The sequence below is a fragment of the Shewanella marisflavi genome, assembly GCF_023283925.1.
Taxonomy (GTDB): domain Bacteria; phylum Pseudomonadota; class Gammaproteobacteria; order Enterobacterales; family Shewanellaceae; genus Shewanella; species Shewanella marisflavi.
This window is the reverse complement of the sequence record NZ_JAKIKX010000001.1, coordinates 561,943-580,568: the sequence shown is the minus strand read 5'-3', so window position 1 is coordinate 580,568 and position 18,626 is coordinate 561,943. Positions and strand designations below refer to the sequence as shown.

Here is an 18,626-nt window from a genome sequence, read left to right as displayed (position 1 = left end):
AAAAGGAATTCTTCTATGCTTTTCGGCACCGACATAGCAACCCGACAAAAAATATTAGTTGTTGATGATGAGGGGCCAAATCTACATCTCCTAGAGCAAGCCCTCACCGATCTTGCCGAAATCATCTGCAGTACTGGCGGCCAGGACGCGCTGGACAAAGCCGAGCAACACCAGCCTGCCATCATACTATTAGATATCGAAATGCCGCAGATAAACGGCTTTGAGATGTGTAAGCGGCTCAAAAACAATCCTAAAACCTGCAATAGCGCGGTGATCTTTGTCACCGCCCATAGTGAGAGCAGTTTCGAATATAAATCGCTCAGTTTAGGTGGTATCGACTTTATCAGTAAGCCTATCAATCTCGATAACTGTCGATTACGAATCAAAAACCACTTGTTACTAAAACGCCAGGAACAAGCCATCATAGAGGCACGCCAGGATATGCAGGCACTGGTGAATCAGATCCCTTCCTTTATCTCCTACTGGTCAAAGGATCTGCATAATCGTTTTCATAATGACTACAATGGCAAATGGTTTGAAATTACCCCTCATGACGCTCTGGGCAAACCCGCCTCAAGCCTGCTGCCCAAAAACCTCTATGAGAAGATGCTCTCGTGCATCAACAGCGGCAAACTGAAACATCAATTTGAGGTCAGCCTCCCAAACAACCAGCATGAGATCACCGATGCCCAAGCACATCTTACGATACGAAAGCATGAGGGGCAGCTTGTTGGCCTACTCTTGACCCTGACAGACATCAGTTCCATTAAACGCGCCAAAAACCAACTCGACATAGAAAACCGTCGTTTTAAGATCATGCTTAACGCCATTGGTGATGCCGTCATTGCTACAGACTGCGATTCAATAATCACCTTTATGAACCCCATCGCCGAGCGGCTAACGGGCTGGGTATGTCGCGATGCTATTGGCCTGCACATAGATCAGGTGATGGACCAGTGTGACGCTAAGACCAAGTATCGTGGCGCCAACCCTGTGACCATAGCCATCAAAGAAAAACGCAATGTCGCCATGGCACTCAACTGCCAGCTAACAAGCTTAGATGGCACGACCTTCCATATTGAGGATTCCGCCGCCCCTATCACAGATAGCGAAGGCAATGTCACTGGCGGTATCATGGTGTTTCACGACTGTAGCGAATCTGTGGCCATGTCACTCAAGATGAGCCATCTGGCCAACCATGACCAGTTAACGGATCTTCCCAATCGTATCTTGCTCCATGACAGGGTAAATCACGCCTGTGCGGTAGCCGACTCCTACAATATGAGTGTGGCGCTGCTGCTTATCGATATTGACCACTTTAAATACCTTAACGATTCGCTGGGTCATAGCTATGGCGATCAGGTGATAAAGCAGGTGGCCAAACGCCTGCAATCCTTAATCGATCCCAATGCCACCTTAGGCAGAATAGGCGGGGATGAGTTTATCCTGCTACTGCCCTCTCTGACCTCCACCAGCCAGGTCGATTCCATCGCCACCGACATTGTCCATAGCCTCAATACGCCATTTCGAATCGAGGGCCAGGAATATACCCTCTCGGCCAGTGTCGGTATTAGCATCTACCCCTCAGATGCCCTCAGGCCTGAGGAATTAATGACCCATGTCGATGCCGCCATGTACCGCGCCAAAGATCTGGGCCGCAATCGCTTCTGTTATTTTTCTGAAGATTTGGAGCGTGAACTACTCAAGCGCCACAAACTGATCACCCTAGTGCGAAATGCCATCGACACTGAATCGATAGAGGTCTACTTACAGCCTAAGGTCGATTTACAGACCCAAGAGATCATTGGCGCCGAAGCCCTAGCCAGATTGCGCGATCCTAGCGGCAAGCTCATCTCCCCTCTCGACTTTATCCCACTGGCTGAAGAGACCGGGCTTATCAACCAGCTCGGTGAGATCATCTTAAAAAAGAGTTGTGTTGCCGCGAAAGCTTGGCAAGACAGAGGGAGACCTATGCAAGTAGCAGTAAATATTGCCGCTAAGCAATTTACCAATCCCAACTTCTGTGATGAAGTCGCCAAAGTGTTGGAAGAGACAGGGCTATTAAGTCGCTACTTGGAACTGGAGGTGACAGAAAGCGCCTTAATGTATGATTTTGACGAGGCCCTTAGCGTACTCAATACTCTCTCCGCCTTAGGATTAACTATCGCCATCGATGATTTTGGCACAGGCTATTCAAGCCTAAGCTACCTTAAGTTTTTCCCAGTCAACACCTTGAAGATAGATCAGTCCTTCGTCAAAGATATGTTTGAAGACGATCAGAGCCTGGATATCGTCAGAGCCGTAATTCGTCTGGGTAAGTCCCTCAAGCTTAAACTGATCGCCGAAGGCATAGAGAATAGCAAACAGCTGGAGAAACTGATCGAACTGGAATGCGAGCAAGGACAGGGTTATCTGTTTAGTAAGCCGCTGCCCCTCGATGAGTTCAATAGCTTACTATGATAAGCATACCAGCAGCTGTCACAAGCTTGACCCCACAGGTACATGCCCTTTCATCATCAATCTAAAGCAAATACTGACTCCCCAAGCGCATTAGGTCCTCCGAAAACCACACGCCGTGCCGCTCACATTAATGACAGCCCTTCACTCTAATCCCGTGAAAAGGGTTAACCTGACAACAAAAAGCCCGCTAGATGCGGGCTTTTTATTACTCAGGCTAAACGCCTAATTTATCGCGCATAGTGTAGTACCAGGCACCAATAGCCGAGAAGGGCACCTGCAACAAGTGACCACCTGGGAAAGGATAGTGAGGTAGCTGCGCAAAGGCATCGAAACGCTTAGCCTGACCATTGATGGTCTCTGCTAGAATCTGCCCCGCCAGATGGGTATAAGTCACCCCATGGCCACTGCAGCCCTGAGAGTAATAGATATTACCGCCGATACGCCCAACCTGTGGCAGGCGCGACAGTGTCAGCAGGAAGTTACCCGTCCAGGTAAAATCTATCTTCACATCTTTAAGCTGTGGGAAGGTTGCCAGCATCTTAGGGCGGATAATCGCCTCGATATCGGCAGGATCCCGGGCACCATAAACCACACCACCGCCATAGATGAGACGTTTGTCGCCAGAAAGCCTAAAATAATCCAGCAGATAATTACAATCTTCCACACAGTAATCTTGTGGTAAAAGCGAATGCGCCAGCTCATCACCCAAAGGTTCAGTGGTGATCACCTGAGTACCGCAAGGCATTGACTTAGCTTGTAACTCTGGCAGCAGCCCCTTGAGATAGGCGTTACCGGCAACGATAACAAACTTGCACTTCACAGAGCCCTCTTGAGTATGCACCACAGGACTATCGCCCTGATCGACGCGAATAACCGCTGAGTCTTCAAAAATCTGACCACCTAAGGATTCCACCGCATCGGCCTCACCCAGCGCCAGATTAAGCGGGTGAATGTGGCCGCCACTCTTGTCTAGCAGGCCACCCACGTAACGCTCGGTATCCACCACACCGCGAATAGCGTTAGCATCGAGCATCTCCAGGTGACCAAGGTGTCCATGCTTCTCCCACAGGGCTTTTTGAGCCTCGAGGTGGCCCATCTGCTTCTTGTTCAGCGCCGCAAACACGCCGCCATCTTTCAGATCGCACTGGATATTATATTTTGCTACCAGCCCTTTGAGGATACGCCCCCCTTCAAAGGCCATCTGACCAAACAGCTTGGCTTGTTCAGTCCCAACCACCTTTTCTATGGTGTCGATATCGCGACTGAAGCTGTTAACTATCTGGCCACCGTTTCGTCCAGAGGCGCCAAAACCGACTCTGGCGGCCTCCAGTACTGTGACCTTAAAGCCCGCCTCCAGTAGATGTATCGCCGAGGAAAGCCCGGTGTAACCGGCGCCGATAATACAGACATCCGTCTCTATGTTGTCGCTGAGTTTGTCCCGCAACTGTTTGTTATTGGCTGACGCCGCATAATAGGAATTTGCGTGAGGTGTACAGGTCATATCATTCACCCTGAATCGTTATAATTAATGGGTTGCATTTGACAGGCGCCGCGGCGCGGCGACCTGTTATCTTGAGCGAAACACGAAAGTGGCGAGCCTAGTCGCTAGCCATACGACTGCGTTTATCGGCGCGTCTTGCCATATACCAAGAGATAAAGGCGATAAGCGAAACGATCAATATGATCAAGGTCGCTAGTGCGTTGATTTTTGGCGAAACCCCCATACGTACCGAGGAGAAAACCACCATAGGCAGTGTCGTCGCGCCCGGCCCAGAGGCAAAGCTGGCGATCACTAAGTCATCGAGCGATAAGCTAAATGACAGCAGCCACCCTGCGATCAGCGCAGGCGATATCATAGGCACTGTGATATGGAAGAAGGTCTTGAGAGGCGTAGCCCCCAGATCTTGCGCCGCCTCTTCGATAGAGAGGTCCAGCTCGCGTAGCCTAGATGACACCACCACGGCAACATAAGCCGCACAGAAGGTGGAGTGGGCAATCCACACGGTCAACATCCCTCGCTCTGCCGGCCAACCCAGTAGGTCGGCCATATGCACAAACAGCAGCAACAGAGAGAGACCCGTGATCACTTCTGGCATTACCAGCGGCGCGGTGATCATGTTTGACAGTGTCATCTTGCCCCAGGAGCGAGCAAAACGTGTCATCACAAATGCCGCCATGGTGCCCAAAATCACGGCCATGGTCGAAGCGAAAAACGCCACCTTCAAACTGGTTGCCACCGCATCGAGGATCTGCTCGTCACGAAACAGTTCGCCATACCATTTAGCCGAAAAACCACCCCATACCGTTACCAGCTTAGACTCGTTAAAAGAGTAGAAGACCAGAATAAACATGGGCGCATAGAGGAAAGCCATGCCACCCCACAGCATCAGAGTGGAGAAACTCATCTTACGTAATCTGTTGCTCATATCGTCTTCTCCATACTTCTGGACTGATAACGATGGAATAAGGTAATAGGAATGATCAAGAGCGCTAACATCACGATGGCGAGCGACGAAGCAACCGGCCAATCACGATTGTTGAAGAACTCCTGCCAAAGCACCTTACCTATCATGAGCGAGTCAGGACCGCCCAACAGTTCAGGGATAACAAACTCCCCGACCACAGGAATAAACACCAACATGGAACCGGCTATCACCCCGCCCTTAGACAAAGGCAAAGTGACCTTCCAGAAGGTATTCAGGCTACGTGAGCCCAGATCCGCTGCAGCCTCTAGCAGGCTACCATCAAGCTGAGACAAGTTGGCGTACAGGGGCAAGATCATAAAGGGCAGATAGGTATAGATAATACCCACATAGACGGCAAAGTTAGTGTTCAGCATCTGAATCGGCTCAGAGATCACCCCAAGCCACATCAGCACATTATTGATCACCCCATTGTTACTCAGTATCCCCATCCAGGCATAAACACGGATAAGAAACGAGGTCCAGGAGGGCAACATCACCAAGAGGATCAGCACGGTTTGGTGCTGTTTAGGCGCCCTGGCAATGGCATAGGCCATAGGGTAACCAATCAGCAGACAACCTAACGTGGTGATAAAGGCCATCTTAAGGGAGCCCAAATAGGCATTTACATAGAGACTATCTTGGAAAATCAATATGTAGTTGCCCAGATTCAGCATGATCTGCAGTGACTCATCAGCATACTGATACAAGGCCTCATAAGGCGGAATCGACACAGCTGGCGTCGATAAACTGATCTTCAATACGATGGCAAAAGGCAAGGCAAAGAACATCAACAGCCAAAAATAGGGCACACCTATGGTCCAGCATTGCCCCTTGGGCAAGCGGAACCTCAATGATTTCTTCTTCATAACGCCCCCGTTAAGATCTCAATACAACGGCACTGGTCGCTTCCCAACTCACGAAGACATGCTCTTCCCAGGTTGGCGAGTCGGCACGGCGATCGCTGTTAGTCATGACAGACTGAATCAACTGACCATTGCTCAGACGTATGTAGTAAACCGAGATCCCCCCGAGGTAGGCGATATCTTCAACCTCCCCAGCACACCAGTTGTAAGACTCCTGGGGTTGCTCGCGGCTGATATGGGTCTTCTCGGGGCGGATAGCGACCCAAACCTTGGTGGTATCGACGCTGGTTGATACCCCGTAGCCCACATAGAAAGGCTGAGGAAGGTTGGGGGCTTTGATCACCACATGGTCAACCTCATCCTCGACAATATCCCCTTCAAACAGGTTAACACTGCCAATAAACTCAGCCACCATGCGGTTCGCCGGGCTCTCATAGATATCCATAGGTGAACCGGTCTGCACTATCCAGCCGTCACTCATAATGGCAATACGCTCGGCCATGGTCATGGCCTCTTCCTGATCGTGAGTTACCATCACACAGGTCACCCCAACGGCCTCAAGAATATCGACCACTTCCAGTTGCATCTGGGTACGAAGTTTTTTATCGAGTGCGCCCATGGGCTCATCGAGCAGTAAGAGTTTCGGACGCTTAGCCAGTGAACGCGCTAAGGCGACACGCTGGCGCTGACCGCCAGAAAGCTGGTTAGGCTTACGCTTTGCATAAGCTTCCATATGCACCAGCTTGAGCATCTCATTAACTCTTTGCTCTATCTCTTCCTTTGGCATCTTATCCTGCTTGAGACCGAAGGCGATATTTTGTGCCACTGTCATATGTGGAAACAGAGCATAAGATTGGAACATCATGTTGATAGGACGCTCATAGGGCGGCATATCGGTAATATCCTGGCCATCGAGGTAGATACGCCCCTCGGTCGGCTTTTCAAAGCCTGCCAGCATGCGAAGCAGTGTGGATTTCCCTGAACCCGAACCGCCAAGCAAAGCAAAAATTTCCCCACGATTAATATTTAGCGAGACGTCGTCAACAGCACGAACATCGTCAAATAGCTTGCTGACTCTCTCTATCTTCAGCAACACCTCTCCTTGCGTCTTTGTTGTCGGTTTATTGGTGACGCCCGAATTGCTAGCCATAATACTTCTCCACAAAAAGCACCACAGGGGGCGCCTACTGCAATATTTAGATGATCTTGATTAATTGAGGGCAAGCGAACTTGCCCTCTCGACACTCGGCATTACATGCCAGATTTAACTTTGGTCCATACGCGGGTCATCACGCGCTGCGCCTTCATTGGACGAACATCGGCCACATACAAGCGAGACAAGACTTCCGGAGTTGGATAGATAGCAGCATCGTTGCGGATCTCTTCATCCACAAGCTCTTGTGCTGGTACGTTAGGGTTGGCGTAAGCCACATAGTTGGTAATTGGCGCAATCACCTCTGGACGTAGCAGATAGTTGATAAAGGTGTGCGCGTTTTTCACGTTTTTGGCATCAGACGGGATAGCCAACATATCAAACCATAGGTTTGCGCCCTCTTTCGGGATCGAATAGCCAATCACATGACCATTTTCAGCCTCATCGGCACGAGCCGCGGCTTGGAAAACATCACCCGAGTAACCAAATGCCACACAGATGTCACCGTTGGCTAAATCTGTGATGTAACGTGATGAGTGGAAGTAAGTAACGTAAGGACGCACCTTAGCTAAGACTTCACCCGCCTTGGTGTAGTCTTCACTGTTAGTACTGTTTGGATCCAGTCCTAAATAGACCATTGCCATAGGCAACATCTCATCGGCACTGTCCAGCAGCGAGAAACCACACTTGGAAATCTTTTCAGCATACTTAGGATTAAATACCAGCTCCAAGGAATCTACCGGCGCATCTTCACCCAGTACTTGCTTCACTTTAGCTTCGTTGAAACCGATACCTGTAGTACCCCACAGATAAGGCACTGAGTGCTCGTTACGTGGATCGGCACTTTCGAGTTGCTTCATCAGTTCTGGATTTAAGTTTTTATGGTTGCTCAGTTGCCCCATATCCAGCTTCTGGAAAGCACCGGCCTTGATCTGCTTGGCGAGGAAGTTATTTGACGGCACCACGATATCGTAGCCAGAGCGACCAGACAGTAGCTTGGCCTCGACCACTTCGTTGCTGTCAAACACATCATAGATAACTTTAATGCCGGTTTCTTTTTCGAAATTGGCAAGCGTATCTTCGGCGATATAATCAGACCAGTTATATACACGTACAACCTCTTCAGCGGTCGCCATTGAACTGCTAAATACTCCAGCTGTCACTAGAGCCAGTGTTGTCATTTTCTTTAAAAGCTTCATGCTATCTCCTTGTTAGCTTGCCAGTAGTCTGATGATTACTGCCATTGCATTGCCGCTTGTGACGGCTTTCATTGTTATTATTGCCAATGCTACAGCTTACAACCGCATCGAACCTGTCTAACATTCAAAAAGTTAACTACCCTACTCGCCAATGCGAGTAGGATAAATTTTCACATCAATAACCTGATTTTGCTTTAGTCCAAGCGCGAGTCATTACACGTTGAACCTTCATGGGACGAACCTCGCGAATATACAAGTTTTTAATTATTTCATCATTCGGGTAGATGCCAGGATTATCTAATATCTCCTTGTCTACCAAAGCCTGAGCCTTATCATTTGGGTTGGCATACGCCACGTAATTAGAGATCTCGGCAATCACATCTGGACGCATCAGATAGTTGATGAACACATGGGCGTTATCGATATTCTCAGCATCGGCGGGAATGGCTAACATATCGAACCACAGGTTCGCGCCCTCTTTGGCTATGGAATACTTGATCTCGTGCCCATTCTTCGCATCGTCTGCGCGTGCAGCGGCTTGGAACACATCGCCGGAGAACCCAAAGGCAACACAAGTGTCTCCATTGGCCAAATCAGTGATGTAACGTGATGAGTGGAAGTAGGTCACGTAAGGACGCACTTTTTCAATCGCCTCGCCTGCCGCTTTGTAATCCTCAACTGAAGTGCTGTTTGGATCTAGCCCTAAGTAAGAGAGCGCTTGCGACATCATCTCATCGGCGGAATCCATCATAGAGAAACCACAACTTGAGATTTTCTCGGCGTATTTAGGGTCAAAAATAAGGGCTAAGGAATCAACGGGCGCGTCTTCACCTAAAACGGCTTTCACCTTTTCAACGTTATAACCTATGCCTGTTGTGCCCCAAAGGTAAGGCACTGCATAACGATTTTGTGGATCGGCTTTCTCTAACTGCTTCATTAGATCGGCATTAAGATTGCCAAGATTCGTCAGCTTACTTTTATCCAGCGGAGCGAACGCCCCAACCTTGATCTGTTTAGCAAGAAAATCATTAGAAGGTACAACGATGTCATAACCAGAGTGACCCGATAACAGCTTAGCCTCAACCATCTCATTGCTGTCGAAAACATCATAAATGACCCGAATACCGGTTTCTTTATAAAAGTTATCGAGTGTATTTTCAGCGATGTAGTCGTTCCAGTTATAGACTTTAAGTACTTCTTCAGCCTGAAGTGCACCACTCGCTAAGGCAGATCCCACCAGCAAACAAGATGCTTTAACAGTATTTAAAAGTGTCATCGATTTCTCCATTGCTACCACGTTTTCACGGGTAAAACTGTCAGTCATAGTAGTGTCGACTAATCGACATCATTATTTTGTTATTATTGACCAATGCTACAGCTTACAATCGCATCGAACCCATCTACCTCTTTTTTCTCCCGTAGTGTAAAACTGAATATTTTTCCGTTCAATCTGAATTTAAAACGATTAAACGCTCGCTATTCCCACCTCAGTAATCGGTACGTCACATGACGTACCAACGCCCCAAACTGATGAGAAGAGTGCACCATCAAAGTGCAGTAACCAATTAAACTGTCAGCAATAAGAACTCACGTTCCCACGAACTAATTACCCGGCGGAAATTTTCAAGGTCGGTCTGCTTCACCGCGATATAACCAGAGGTAAAGGTATCACCTAGATATTCCCTCACCGCAGAGCTTTCAGACATCACGGCTAGCGCCTCTTCCAAGGTCAACGGCAGACTGATCCCCTGACGATTCTCATTCGCACGGCCTTGCACAGGTGTCGATGGTTTCACATCTTCCACCATCCCCATGTAGCCGCACAGTAAGGTCGCAGCGATCGCCAGATAACTATTGGCATCGGCACCGGCAATGCGGTTCTCGATACGACGATTCTGTGGAGACGACTCAGGAATACGCAGACCACAGGTACGATTCTCATCGCCCCATTCCAGGTTAACAGGCGCCGAGGTGCCAGGTAGGAAACGTCTAAACGAGTTCACATTGGGCGCCATCAGCGGCAGCAACTCTGGAATATATTTTTGCAATCCACCGATATAGCTCAGGAACTTAGCACTTTTTGTGCCGTCTTCGTTGGTAAAGATATTTTTGCCTGTTTTGGTGTCCACTACACTCTGGTGAATGTGCATGGCGCTGCCCGGTTCATCGGTTACAGGCTTAGCCATAAAGGTGGCACACACGTCATGCTTAAGAGCGGCCTCGCGCAGAGTACGCTTAAAGACAAACACCTGATCAGCCAGTGACAGAGCGTCGCCATGACTGAAGTTGATCTCCATCTGGGCGGTGCCTTCCTCGTGGATCAGAGTGTCGATATCAAGCCCCTGAGCCTCACACCAATCGTACATATCTTCAAACAGGGGATCATATTCATTGGCTGCATCGATAGAAAACGACTGGCGTCCTGATTCTTTACGGCCACTGCGTCCCACAGGCGGGATTAATGGAATATCAGGATCCGAGTTTCTGTGGGTAAGATAAAACTCCATCTCAGGCGCAACCACAGGTTTCCAACCTTTGTCCTCATAAAGCTTAAGCACTTTCTTCAGCAGGTTACGGGGAGATAGTTCAATTGGATTCCCCATTTTATCGAAGGTGTCGTGGATCACCTGAGCCGTCGCCTCGACTGTCCAAGGCAACATAAATACCGCATTCTCATCGGGCACACAGACAAAATCGATATCCGCCTTGTCCAGCAGGCTGTCATACATGTCATCATCAACATAGTCACCGGTAACGGTTTGCAGCAAGACGCTCTCAGGCAGGCGCATCCCCTTTTCATCGATAAACTTGTCGACGGGGGCGATTTTACCGCGCGCGATACCCGTCATGTCACTGATAACACATTCAACTTCGGTGATCTTATTGGCTTTTAAATATTCAATTAACTTCTTCATGGTTACTATCTCTTGCGTTGCGCTGCTCTGGCTTGGCAGGCTTGACTGAAGGCACTAAAAATCGCGCGATAGAAGGGGTTCTCTAGCACCTTCCATTCAGGGTGAAACTGCACCCCTAGTGCAAAACTCTTAGCCTCTTTGACCGAAAACGCCTCGATTAATCCATCGGGAGCGTAAGCTTCTGGCCGCAATCCAACACCCAAACGGTCAACACCTTGAGTATGCACAGAGTTCACCTCTGCTAAATTGCGGCCCCAAGCCTCGTGGAGCAATCCTCCCGGTTCAATCTTCACAGGGTGAGACAGGCCATACTGCACCTCGACACTTGCCGTCGTATCTTCTCTGTGTTCAATATAATCGCCAACCTGATGCAATTTTTGATGCAAAGAGCCGCCAAACACTACGTTCATTTCTTGAAATCCGCGGCAGATGGCCAGCACAGGCACGCCAGCGTCGATAGCCGCCTTTAAAAGCGGCAGATTGGTCGCGTCTCGCTTAGGGTCGTGTAGGGTATCAGGGTCACTCGCCGCCCCGTCATAGTGATGGGGCTCGATGTTAGAGGGCGAACCGGTGAACAGCAGACCATCTAACCTGGGTAAGATAGTTGACGCAGGACAATGTCCCAGCGCAGGAATGACCAGTGGCCAGCCTTGAGTCGCGTCGGCAATACTGAGTAGGTATTTCTCACCGACGATATTAAAAGGGTGCAGGCCTATCTGTTGATTACAGGCCGTAACACCGATAACAGCAAGTCCTTCATCGGACATAGTTCACCTTTAGCTTATTGCGTCTTTTTATCGTTATAGCAATGAACAGACTTCATTCAATGTTCATTTTTTCACACACTACACTGAAATAGTTAACGAGGCAATAGGTCTTAGAAAACAAAATAAACAAGCAGGTAACAAATAAAATAAAAACCAATTAAAACAATAGTGAAAGACGATAAAATTTAATATCACCACCGATAATCGACTAAATTAGGGTCAATTGTTTTGTGAAACAGCTCTCAAAGTTTAGCGGCGATTAAAAATCGTAAAAGCCAATCTTATGGGTAAAATTATTTACACAAGTAAGCGAAAACGTTACAGGGAAATGAACTGGAAAACATGAGGGAAAAGTGAAGGTGCTGGGCTCTGCGCCCAGCAGACAGATTAGAAATTGGCAGGCGTGGTCGCGCTGACGATACGGCAAGGTTTATCGAATGGATTGCGGAACCTATGGGGCAGCTCACTGTTAAAGTAGTAACTGTCGCCTTCGGACAACACATAGACCTCATCGCCTATGGTGATCTCCAGTTTACCTTCAATCACCATGGCCGCCTCTTCACCTTCGTGCTGTAACATCTCTTCTCCGGTATCAGACCCTGGCGGGTAAACCTCGTTCATCACAGACATGGCACGATTAGGGTAGTCCCTGCCGATCAGCTTGTAATCCAGATTACCATCGCCGATATCCAGCAGCTCACCTGAGCGGTAAACCACCTTCTGCTCACTGGGCATGCTTTCTTCGATGGAAAAGAAATCCACCAGAGACATAGGTAATCCCGACAAAACTTTCTTCAGGGAGCTTACCGACGGACTGACGCTGTTCTTCTCGATCATAGAGATGGTGCTGTTGGTCACGCCGGCACGTTTGGCTAACTCGCGTTGCGATAACCCTTTCATTTTACGAACAGCTTTGAGATTTGCGCCTATATCCAAAAAACATCTCCTATCCAACAAGACCCCAGCCGAAACAATTTCCCATACTAGTTTGTATCAAACTAAAAAGCATGTTAAATATAATCAACAGGTGTGAAGTATAACCAACTCAAGGGTCAAAAGTATACTTACTCTGACCAATTTAGTCGAATAACAAGAATAAACCCCGCATTCGGAGCCAAGATGACTAGCAAGCGCCCGGTCCACAGTGACCAATATCCTGATTCTTACTACCATGCCACAGCTAATGCCCTAGAACCGCAGCCTCAGCTCACCGAACAGATCAGCGCCGATGTCTGCATCGTTGGTGGCGGCTTTAGTGGTATCAACACCGCCATAGAGCTGGCTCAAAAAGGTTTCAGCATTGTCTTGCTTGAGGCTAAGCGGATCGGCTGGGGGGCATCGGGCCGCAATGGGGGCGAGCTGATCCGTGGTATAGGCCACGATGTCGAACAGTTTCGTAACGAAATAGGCTCTGAGGGTGTGGCAGCCATTCACGAGATGGGCTTCGAAGCGGTGGAGATTGTGCGTAACCGTATCGCCGAACATAATATCGACTGTAACCTAAGGATGGGCTACTGCGATCTGGCCACCAAGCCCAGACACATGAAGGAGCTTACCGCCGACTACCAGGAGATGCTCAGTCAGGGGCGCGAAGGCTTTAAACTACTGGAGAAACACCAGCTCGGCGAAGTGATAGGCTCAGACATCTATAGTGGCGCACTAGTCGACATGAACAGCGGCCACCTGCATCCCCTCAATCTGGCCCTTGGCGAAGCCAAGGTGGCCCGCAGTTTAGGGGTGAAGATGTTCGAATATAGCGCCGCCACCAAGATAATTAAGGGAGAGCGCCCCATAGTGCATACTCAGCACGGCCGCGTCGACTGTCGCTATCTGGTGCTCGCCGGCAACGCCTATATCGGCCACGAACTCAATAGCTATGTGGGTGGTAAGGTGCTGCCAGCAGGCAGTTATCTGTTAGCCACCGAACCACTGACCCAGGAACAGTGTGACGAGATCATTCCGCAAAATATGGCCTTTGCCGATATGCGTATCGATCTCGATTACTTCCACCTCTCCCAGGATAGTCGCCTGCTGTTTGGCGGCCTATGTACCTACTCGGGCAAAGATCCCAAGGATATCAACGCCGCCCTACGCCCTAACCTGGAGAAGGTATTCCCTCAACTTAAAGGGGTCAAAATCGACTACGAATGGGGTGGCATGATAGGCATTGGCGCCAATCGTCTACCGCAGATCGGCAGGCTACCTGATTGTCCCAATATTCTCTATGCACAGGCTTACGCCGGTCACGGGGTTAACGCCACCCACATGGCCGCCAAGCTGATCGCCGAAGCGTTGACGGCCCAGGCTGAGCGTTTCGATATCTTCGACAGGGTACAACATATGACCTTCCCCGGCGGACCAACGTTTCGGTCACCCATGCTGGCAGCTGGCATGCTATACCACAGGCTCAAAGATCTGTTTTAGCCTTAAATCGATAACCTATAAAAAAGGTGCCCTAGGCACCTTTTCTGTTAGTGGCAATTAAGCCCTAATACCAATCACAGTAAGTAAGTGATCAGAAATAGCACAGGAAAAACGCTTGAGAACAAGGCAGGATTTTTCGATAAGTAGTTATTCTACAATCAAAAATACTAACGCAGTTATCGAGCGTTTTAACAAGCTAAAATGATCAGTTATTTATTACGATTGGTATCATTCAATGGGCAGATCAGGGTTGCTGCCCCAATCGGCCCAGGAGCCGTCGTAAAGCACCGCCTTGTCGTGACCTGCGGCCACCGAGGCCAAGATCAAGATGCAGGCGGTAATACCTGAGCCACAGCTGAAGATACGCTCAGCCTCCTTATCACTGAGCAGCGATTCAAAGATCTGCTCAAGTGCTTCAACAGGCTTAATTCTGTGACCACGCAGTAGATCGGCAAACGGCAGGTTAACTGAGCCGGGAATATGCCCGCTACGCACCCCAGGCCTTGGCTCACTGGCTTCACCGCTAAAACGCGCTGCCGCCCTGGCATCTAAGATGGCACTATCACCGCCTAGCCGCTCCAGCACTTGATTGGCATCACAGATAAACGACGGCTGATAATCGACCCGAAAGGCTTCGCGCGCCTCATCGAGCACTGGTTTCTGATAGGTTTCACTGGTCATGCGTGACTCGCTTAGCCACTGAGGCAATCCACCATCGAGCACATAGACGTTTGCATGGCCCATGAGTTTAAACATCCACCAGGCTCTGGGCGCGCTATAGATCCCCTGATTATCATAGACAACCACTAAGCTGTCTCTGTCGATCCCCAGCGCCGTGGCCTCCTTGGCAAATTGCTCTGGCGTCGGCATGGCGTGAAGCTGAGTTGATGTGCTGTCGTAAAACACCTTCTCAAGATCGAACTTCTGCGCCCTGGGGATACAGACAAACTCGTCATACAAGATAGGCTCTTTGCCAACGACACTCTCCATGCTCGCATCGAGCAGGACTAGATTTGACTCAAACAGGTTCGCTTCAAGCCAAGCCGTCGTCACCAACGGATATTCCATATAGACTCCCAATCTGGGGGCTCGTCAGCATCAACCTCGCCCCTCTTCTCAATGTGATAACGTTTTACTGCTAAAACAATATACGATGCATAGGGATAAGGACAAGTGACTTATAATGACCAAGCGAAATGACAGACATAAAAAAGCCCTTTATAAGCTAAAGGGCTATTGGTAAAGCAGTTTTCAGCGTGAGCTGAACCTAGACCAGACTAGAGAGCAATCCAGGTTGCCTTGATCTCTGTGTACTTATCGAAGGCATGTAACGACTTATCCCGGCCATTGCCCGACTGCTTATAGCCGCCGAACGGCGCTGTCATATCGCCACCATCATAGTGATTGATCCACACCATGCCGCTGCGCAGCGCCTTGGCCGTCTTGTGGGCCTTGCTAATATCTGAGGTCCACACACCTGCGGCCAATCCATAGATGGTATCGTTACCAATACGAATAGCTTCCTCCATCCCATCGAAGGTGATCACAGAAAGCACAGGCCCGAAGATCTCCTCCTTGGCGATGGTCATCTCATTGTTCACATTGGCAAAGATAGTCGGCGCCACATACACACCACCAGTCTCAGCCAACACCTGCTGTCCACCTTGGCGTAGCTGGGCCCCTTCGGCGACTCCGGCGCGAATATAGCGCAGTACATTATCCAGTTGTTGCTGATCGACGACGGCGCCACAGGTGGTCTCAGGATCCAGCGGATGCCCTGGCTGCCAGGCTTGCATCTCAGCTTCAATAAGTTTAATCAGCTCTTCCTTAACGCCCGACTCCACCAGCAAACGAGAGCCTGCGGTGCACACCTCGCCCTGGTTAAAGGCGATGGCTGAGGCCGCCGCAATGGCCGCCTCTTTCAAATCTGGCGCATCATTAAAGACGATATTCGGACTCTTGCCGCCCGCCTCTAACCAGACACGTTTCATGTTGGACTCGCCCGCATAGATCATCAACTGCTTGGCGATCTTAGTCGAGCCTGTGAATACCAGGGTGTCGACATCCATATGCAGCGCAAGCGCCTTGCCCACGGTATGACCGTAACCCGGCAGCACATTAAGCACACCTTTAGGAATACCAGCTTCTATCGCCAACTGCGCCATACGTATGGCGGTTAGGGGAGATTTTTCTGACGGCTTTAACACCACACTGTTACCTGTAGCCAGCGCAGGGCCCAACTTCCAGCATGCCATCAACAGGGGGAAGTTCCAGGGAACAATCGCCGCCACCACACCCACAGGCTCACGGGTGATCATGCCAATTTCATTGTGGGCCGTCGGGGCAATCTCATCATAGATCTTATCGACCGCCTCACCCGACCAACGAATGGCACGGGCGGCGCCGGCCACATCGACGGCGCCAGAATAACGGATAGGCTTACCCATATCTAAGGTTTCCAGCAGGGCCAACTCATCCTTATGAGCCTCAAGCAGATCGGCAAAGCGAATCATCACCTGCTTGCGCTTAACCGGCGGCAGCTGAGACCAATCGCCGCGCTCAAACACTTCGCGGGCATTGGCCACGGCGCGGTTAGCATCAACGAGATCGCAACTGGCTACCTGGGTCAGCACCTTGCCATCTATAGGGCTGATGCAATCAAAGGTGTCACCTGAATCGGCGGCGCAATACTCGCCATTGATAAATGCCTGCCCCTGAATAACCAGGTTATCCGCCATCTGTTGCCATTGTTCACGATTTTGTGGAGTACTCATTCTGACCTCTTAACGGGTGATAATTGCTTTAGCGTCAATGCTGAACCGGCCCAGGCGCGATTCATACAGCGACAATGCCTGCCCTAGATTACGCTTAACCCCAATTCAATTTCAATATTTTTTACAAAAAGTTATTTTTTGCTATAAATAATGAACAAAAAGCTTTCATGTTCATTATTTCTGACATAGCATAGCGAATATCAACCACTCAATAAAACAACAATTACACAGAACCAGGGTAGATGATATGGAAGATTTTAATCGCGCTGACCAGCAGGCCACAGGCACTCTGGAACACTATTGGATGCCTTTTACCGCCAATAGACAGTTTAAGCAAAGCCCACGCCTGCTCGCGCAGGCGGAGGGGATGTACTACACGGATGTGAATGGTCGCCCGGTACTCGATGGCACCGCAGGTCTATGGTGTTGTAATGCCGGTCACGGTCGCAAGGCGATCTCTGAAGCGGTTAGCAAACAGATCCACGAAATGGATTATGCCCCCTCTTTCCAGATGGGCCATCCGCTGGCCTTCGAACTGGCCGAGCGTCTCGCTGCCATCGCTCCAAAGGGGATCAACAAGGTATTTTTCACTAACTCGGGTTCTGAGTCTGTCGACACCGCATTAAAGATCGCCCTCAACTATCACAGAGCCCGTGGTGAAGCCACCCGTACCCGTTTTATAGGTCGAGAGCTCGGCTACCATGGCGTCGGCTTCGGCGGTATCTCAGTAGGTGGCATTGGCGGTAACCGCCGCACCTTCAGCCAGCAGCTACTGCAAGGGGTCGATCATCTGCCCCATACCCTAGATATCAAGGCCAATGCCTTCTGCAAAGGACTCCCTGAGGCTGGCGCAGAAAAAGCAGAAGTACTCGAACAACTGATCACGCTCCATGGCGCCGAAAATATCGCCGCGGTGATCGTCGAACCTATGTCAGGCTCTGCCGGCGTGATACTGCCGCCACAGGGCTACCTCAAGCGTCTGCGCGAGATCACCAAGCAACATGGTATTTTGTTGATCTTCGATGAGGTGATCACCGGCTTTGGACGCGTAGGCGATGCCTTTGCCAGTCAGCGCTGGGGCGTCACGCCAGACATGATCACCACCGCCAAGGCGCTCAACAATGGCACCATTCCTATGGGCGCCGTGCTGATCGATGATGCTATCTATGATGCCAGCATGGACGCTCCAGAGGGCGCCATCGAACTCTATCATGGCTATACCTATTCGGGTCATCCGGTTGCTGCGGCCGCCGCGATAGCCACCTTAAATATCTATCAAGAGGAGCAGCTGTTCGAACGCACCAAGTCGCTGGAAGGCTACTTCGAACAGGCGGTACACAGCCTCAAAGGCCTGCCGAATCTCATCGACATTCGTAACACAGGCCTAGTGGCTGGCATCCAGTTTAGCCCAAGCGACAAAGGCATTGGTAAGCGTGGCTACGGTATCTTCGAGACCTGTTTCAAGAACGGAACCTTAGTCAGGGCTACGGCCGACACTATCGCCCTATCGCCACCACTGATAGTGGAAGAGGCGCAGATAGATCAGATAATCAATACCTTAAGCGATGCCATCATCAGCGTTGGCTAACCCTATTCAATAGAAAGA

At 49.9% G+C, this 18,626-nt stretch carries 14 protein-coding genes; 3 read left to right on the top strand and 11 right to left on the bottom strand.

Annotated elements, in window-relative coordinates; genetic code table 11:
* The first annotated feature begins 15 nt into the window (after positions 1-15).
* Entirely contained in the window at positions 16-2,460 is a 2,445-nt protein-coding gene (locus L2712_RS02445; RefSeq protein ID WP_248976791.1) for an EAL domain-containing protein, read from the top strand.
* A 214-nt stretch (positions 2,461-2,674) separates the two neighbouring features.
* Here L2712_RS02445 and L2712_RS02440 read toward each other — a convergent pair whose 3' ends face one another.
* The 9 genes from L2712_RS02440 to L2712_RS02400 form a co-directional block, all read right to left on the bottom strand.
* On the bottom strand, positions 2,675-3,961 hold the full coding sequence (locus tag L2712_RS02440) for an NAD(P)/FAD-dependent oxidoreductase (RefSeq protein WP_033540123.1): 1,287 nt from the start codon (positions 3,959-3,961) through the stop codon (positions 2,675-2,677).
* Positions 3,962-4,058: 97 nt separating this feature from the next.
* On the bottom strand, positions 4,059-4,886 hold the full coding sequence (locus L2712_RS02435; protein ID WP_033540124.1) for an ABC transporter permease subunit: 828 nt from the start codon (positions 4,884-4,886) through the stop codon (positions 4,059-4,061).
* Positions 4,883-5,791, bottom strand: coding sequence for an ABC transporter permease subunit (locus L2712_RS02430; RefSeq protein ID WP_033540125.1), 909 nt, complete (start codon positions 5,789-5,791; stop codon positions 4,883-4,885). Before L2712_RS02430 ends, L2712_RS02435 begins: the two co-directional genes overlap by 4 nt.
* A gap of 10 nt (positions 5,792-5,801) precedes the next feature.
* A complete protein-coding gene (gene potA, locus L2712_RS02425; protein ID WP_033540126.1) occupies positions 5,802-6,938 on the bottom strand; it encodes a polyamine ABC transporter ATP-binding protein in 1,137 nt (378 codons plus the stop codon).
* A gap of 101 nt (positions 6,939-7,039) precedes the next feature.
* Entirely contained in the window at positions 7,040-8,140 is a 1,101-nt protein-coding gene (locus tag L2712_RS02420; RefSeq protein ID WP_283104728.1) for a polyamine ABC transporter substrate-binding protein, read from the bottom strand.
* A 175-nt stretch (positions 8,141-8,315) separates the two neighbouring features.
* Positions 8,316-9,416, bottom strand: coding sequence for a polyamine ABC transporter substrate-binding protein (locus L2712_RS02415; protein WP_088905255.1), 1,101 nt, complete (start codon positions 9,414-9,416; stop codon positions 8,316-8,318).
* 289 nt (positions 9,417-9,705) lie between these two features.
* Complete coding sequence (locus L2712_RS02410) at positions 9,706-11,055, bottom strand: glutamine synthetase family protein (RefSeq protein WP_248976790.1); 1,350 nt, start codon at positions 11,053-11,055, stop codon at positions 9,706-9,708.
* 5 nt (positions 11,056-11,060) lie between these two features.
* Positions 11,061-11,822 carry a gamma-glutamyl-gamma-aminobutyrate hydrolase family protein gene (locus L2712_RS02405; RefSeq protein ID WP_248976789.1) on the bottom strand — a complete coding sequence of 254 codons (762 nt, stop codon included), beginning with the start codon at positions 11,820-11,822 and terminating at the stop codon, positions 11,061-11,063.
* Positions 11,823-12,209: 387 nt separating this feature from the next.
* A complete protein-coding gene (locus tag L2712_RS02400) occupies positions 12,210-12,758 on the bottom strand; it encodes a cupin domain-containing protein (protein ID WP_088905257.1) in 549 nt (182 codons plus the stop codon).
* Positions 12,759-12,941: 183 nt separating this feature from the next.
* Between L2712_RS02400 and L2712_RS02395 the strand changes: the two genes are divergently transcribed.
* Positions 12,942-14,246: an NAD(P)/FAD-dependent oxidoreductase gene (locus L2712_RS02395; RefSeq protein ID WP_248976788.1), complete on the top strand. Its 1,305-nt coding sequence runs from the start codon at positions 12,942-12,944 to the stop codon at positions 14,244-14,246.
* Positions 14,247-14,474: 228 nt separating this feature from the next.
* Here L2712_RS02395 and L2712_RS02390 read toward each other — a convergent pair whose 3' ends face one another.
* A complete protein-coding gene (locus L2712_RS02390; RefSeq protein WP_248976787.1) occupies positions 14,475-15,314 on the bottom strand; it encodes a sulfurtransferase in 840 nt (279 codons plus the stop codon).
* Positions 15,315-15,523: 209 nt separating this feature from the next.
* Positions 15,524-17,020, bottom strand: a complete 1,497-nt coding sequence (locus L2712_RS02385; RefSeq protein ID WP_088905260.1) for an aldehyde dehydrogenase — start codon at positions 17,018-17,020, stop codon at positions 15,524-15,526.
* A gap of 247 nt (positions 17,021-17,267) precedes the next feature.
* Between L2712_RS02385 and aptA the strand changes: the two genes are divergently transcribed.
* Positions 17,268-18,608 (top strand): omega-aminotransferase AptA, encoded by a 1,341-nt coding sequence (gene aptA, locus L2712_RS02380; RefSeq protein WP_248976786.1) that lies wholly within the window; start codon positions 17,268-17,270, stop codon positions 18,606-18,608.
* Positions 18,609-18,626: the final 18 nt, after the last annotated feature.

Coding starts and splice junctions, on each gene's coding strand:
- L2712_RS02445 (WP_248976791.1), top strand. CDS start 16: ATGCTTTTCGGCACCGACATAGCAACCCGACAAAAAATATTAGTTGTT.
- L2712_RS02440 (WP_033540123.1), bottom strand. CDS start 3,961: ATGACCTGTACACCTCACGCAAATTCCTATTATGCGGCGTCAGCCAAT.
- L2712_RS02435 (WP_033540124.1), bottom strand. CDS start 4,886: ATGAGCAACAGATTACGTAAGATGAGTTTCTCCACTCTGATGCTGTGG.
- L2712_RS02430 (WP_033540125.1), bottom strand. CDS start 5,791: ATGAAGAAGAAATCATTGAGGTTCCGCTTGCCCAAGGGGCAATGCTGG.
- potA (WP_033540126.1), bottom strand. CDS start 6,938: ATGGCTAGCAATTCGGGCGTCACCAATAAACCGACAACAAAGACGCAA.
- L2712_RS02420 (WP_283104728.1), bottom strand. CDS start 8,140: ATGAAGCTTTTAAAGAAAATGACAACACTGGCTCTAGTGACAGCTGGA.
- L2712_RS02415 (WP_088905255.1), bottom strand. CDS start 9,416: ATGACACTTTTAAATACTGTTAAAGCATCTTGTTTGCTGGTGGGATCT.
- L2712_RS02410 (WP_248976790.1), bottom strand. CDS start 11,055: ATGAAGAAGTTAATTGAATATTTAAAAGCCAATAAGATCACCGAAGTT.
- L2712_RS02405 (WP_248976789.1), bottom strand. CDS start 11,822: ATGTCCGATGAAGGACTTGCTGTTATCGGTGTTACGGCCTGTAATCAA.
- L2712_RS02395 (WP_248976788.1), top strand. CDS start 12,942: ATGACTAGCAAGCGCCCGGTCCACAGTGACCAATATCCTGATTCTTAC.
- L2712_RS02390 (WP_248976787.1), bottom strand. CDS start 15,314: ATGGAATATCCGTTGGTGACGACGGCTTGGCTTGAAGCGAACCTGTTT.
- L2712_RS02385 (WP_088905260.1), bottom strand. CDS start 17,020: ATGAGTACTCCACAAAATCGTGAACAATGGCAACAGATGGCGGATAAC.
- aptA (WP_248976786.1), top strand. CDS start 17,268: ATGGAAGATTTTAATCGCGCTGACCAGCAGGCCACAGGCACTCTGGAA.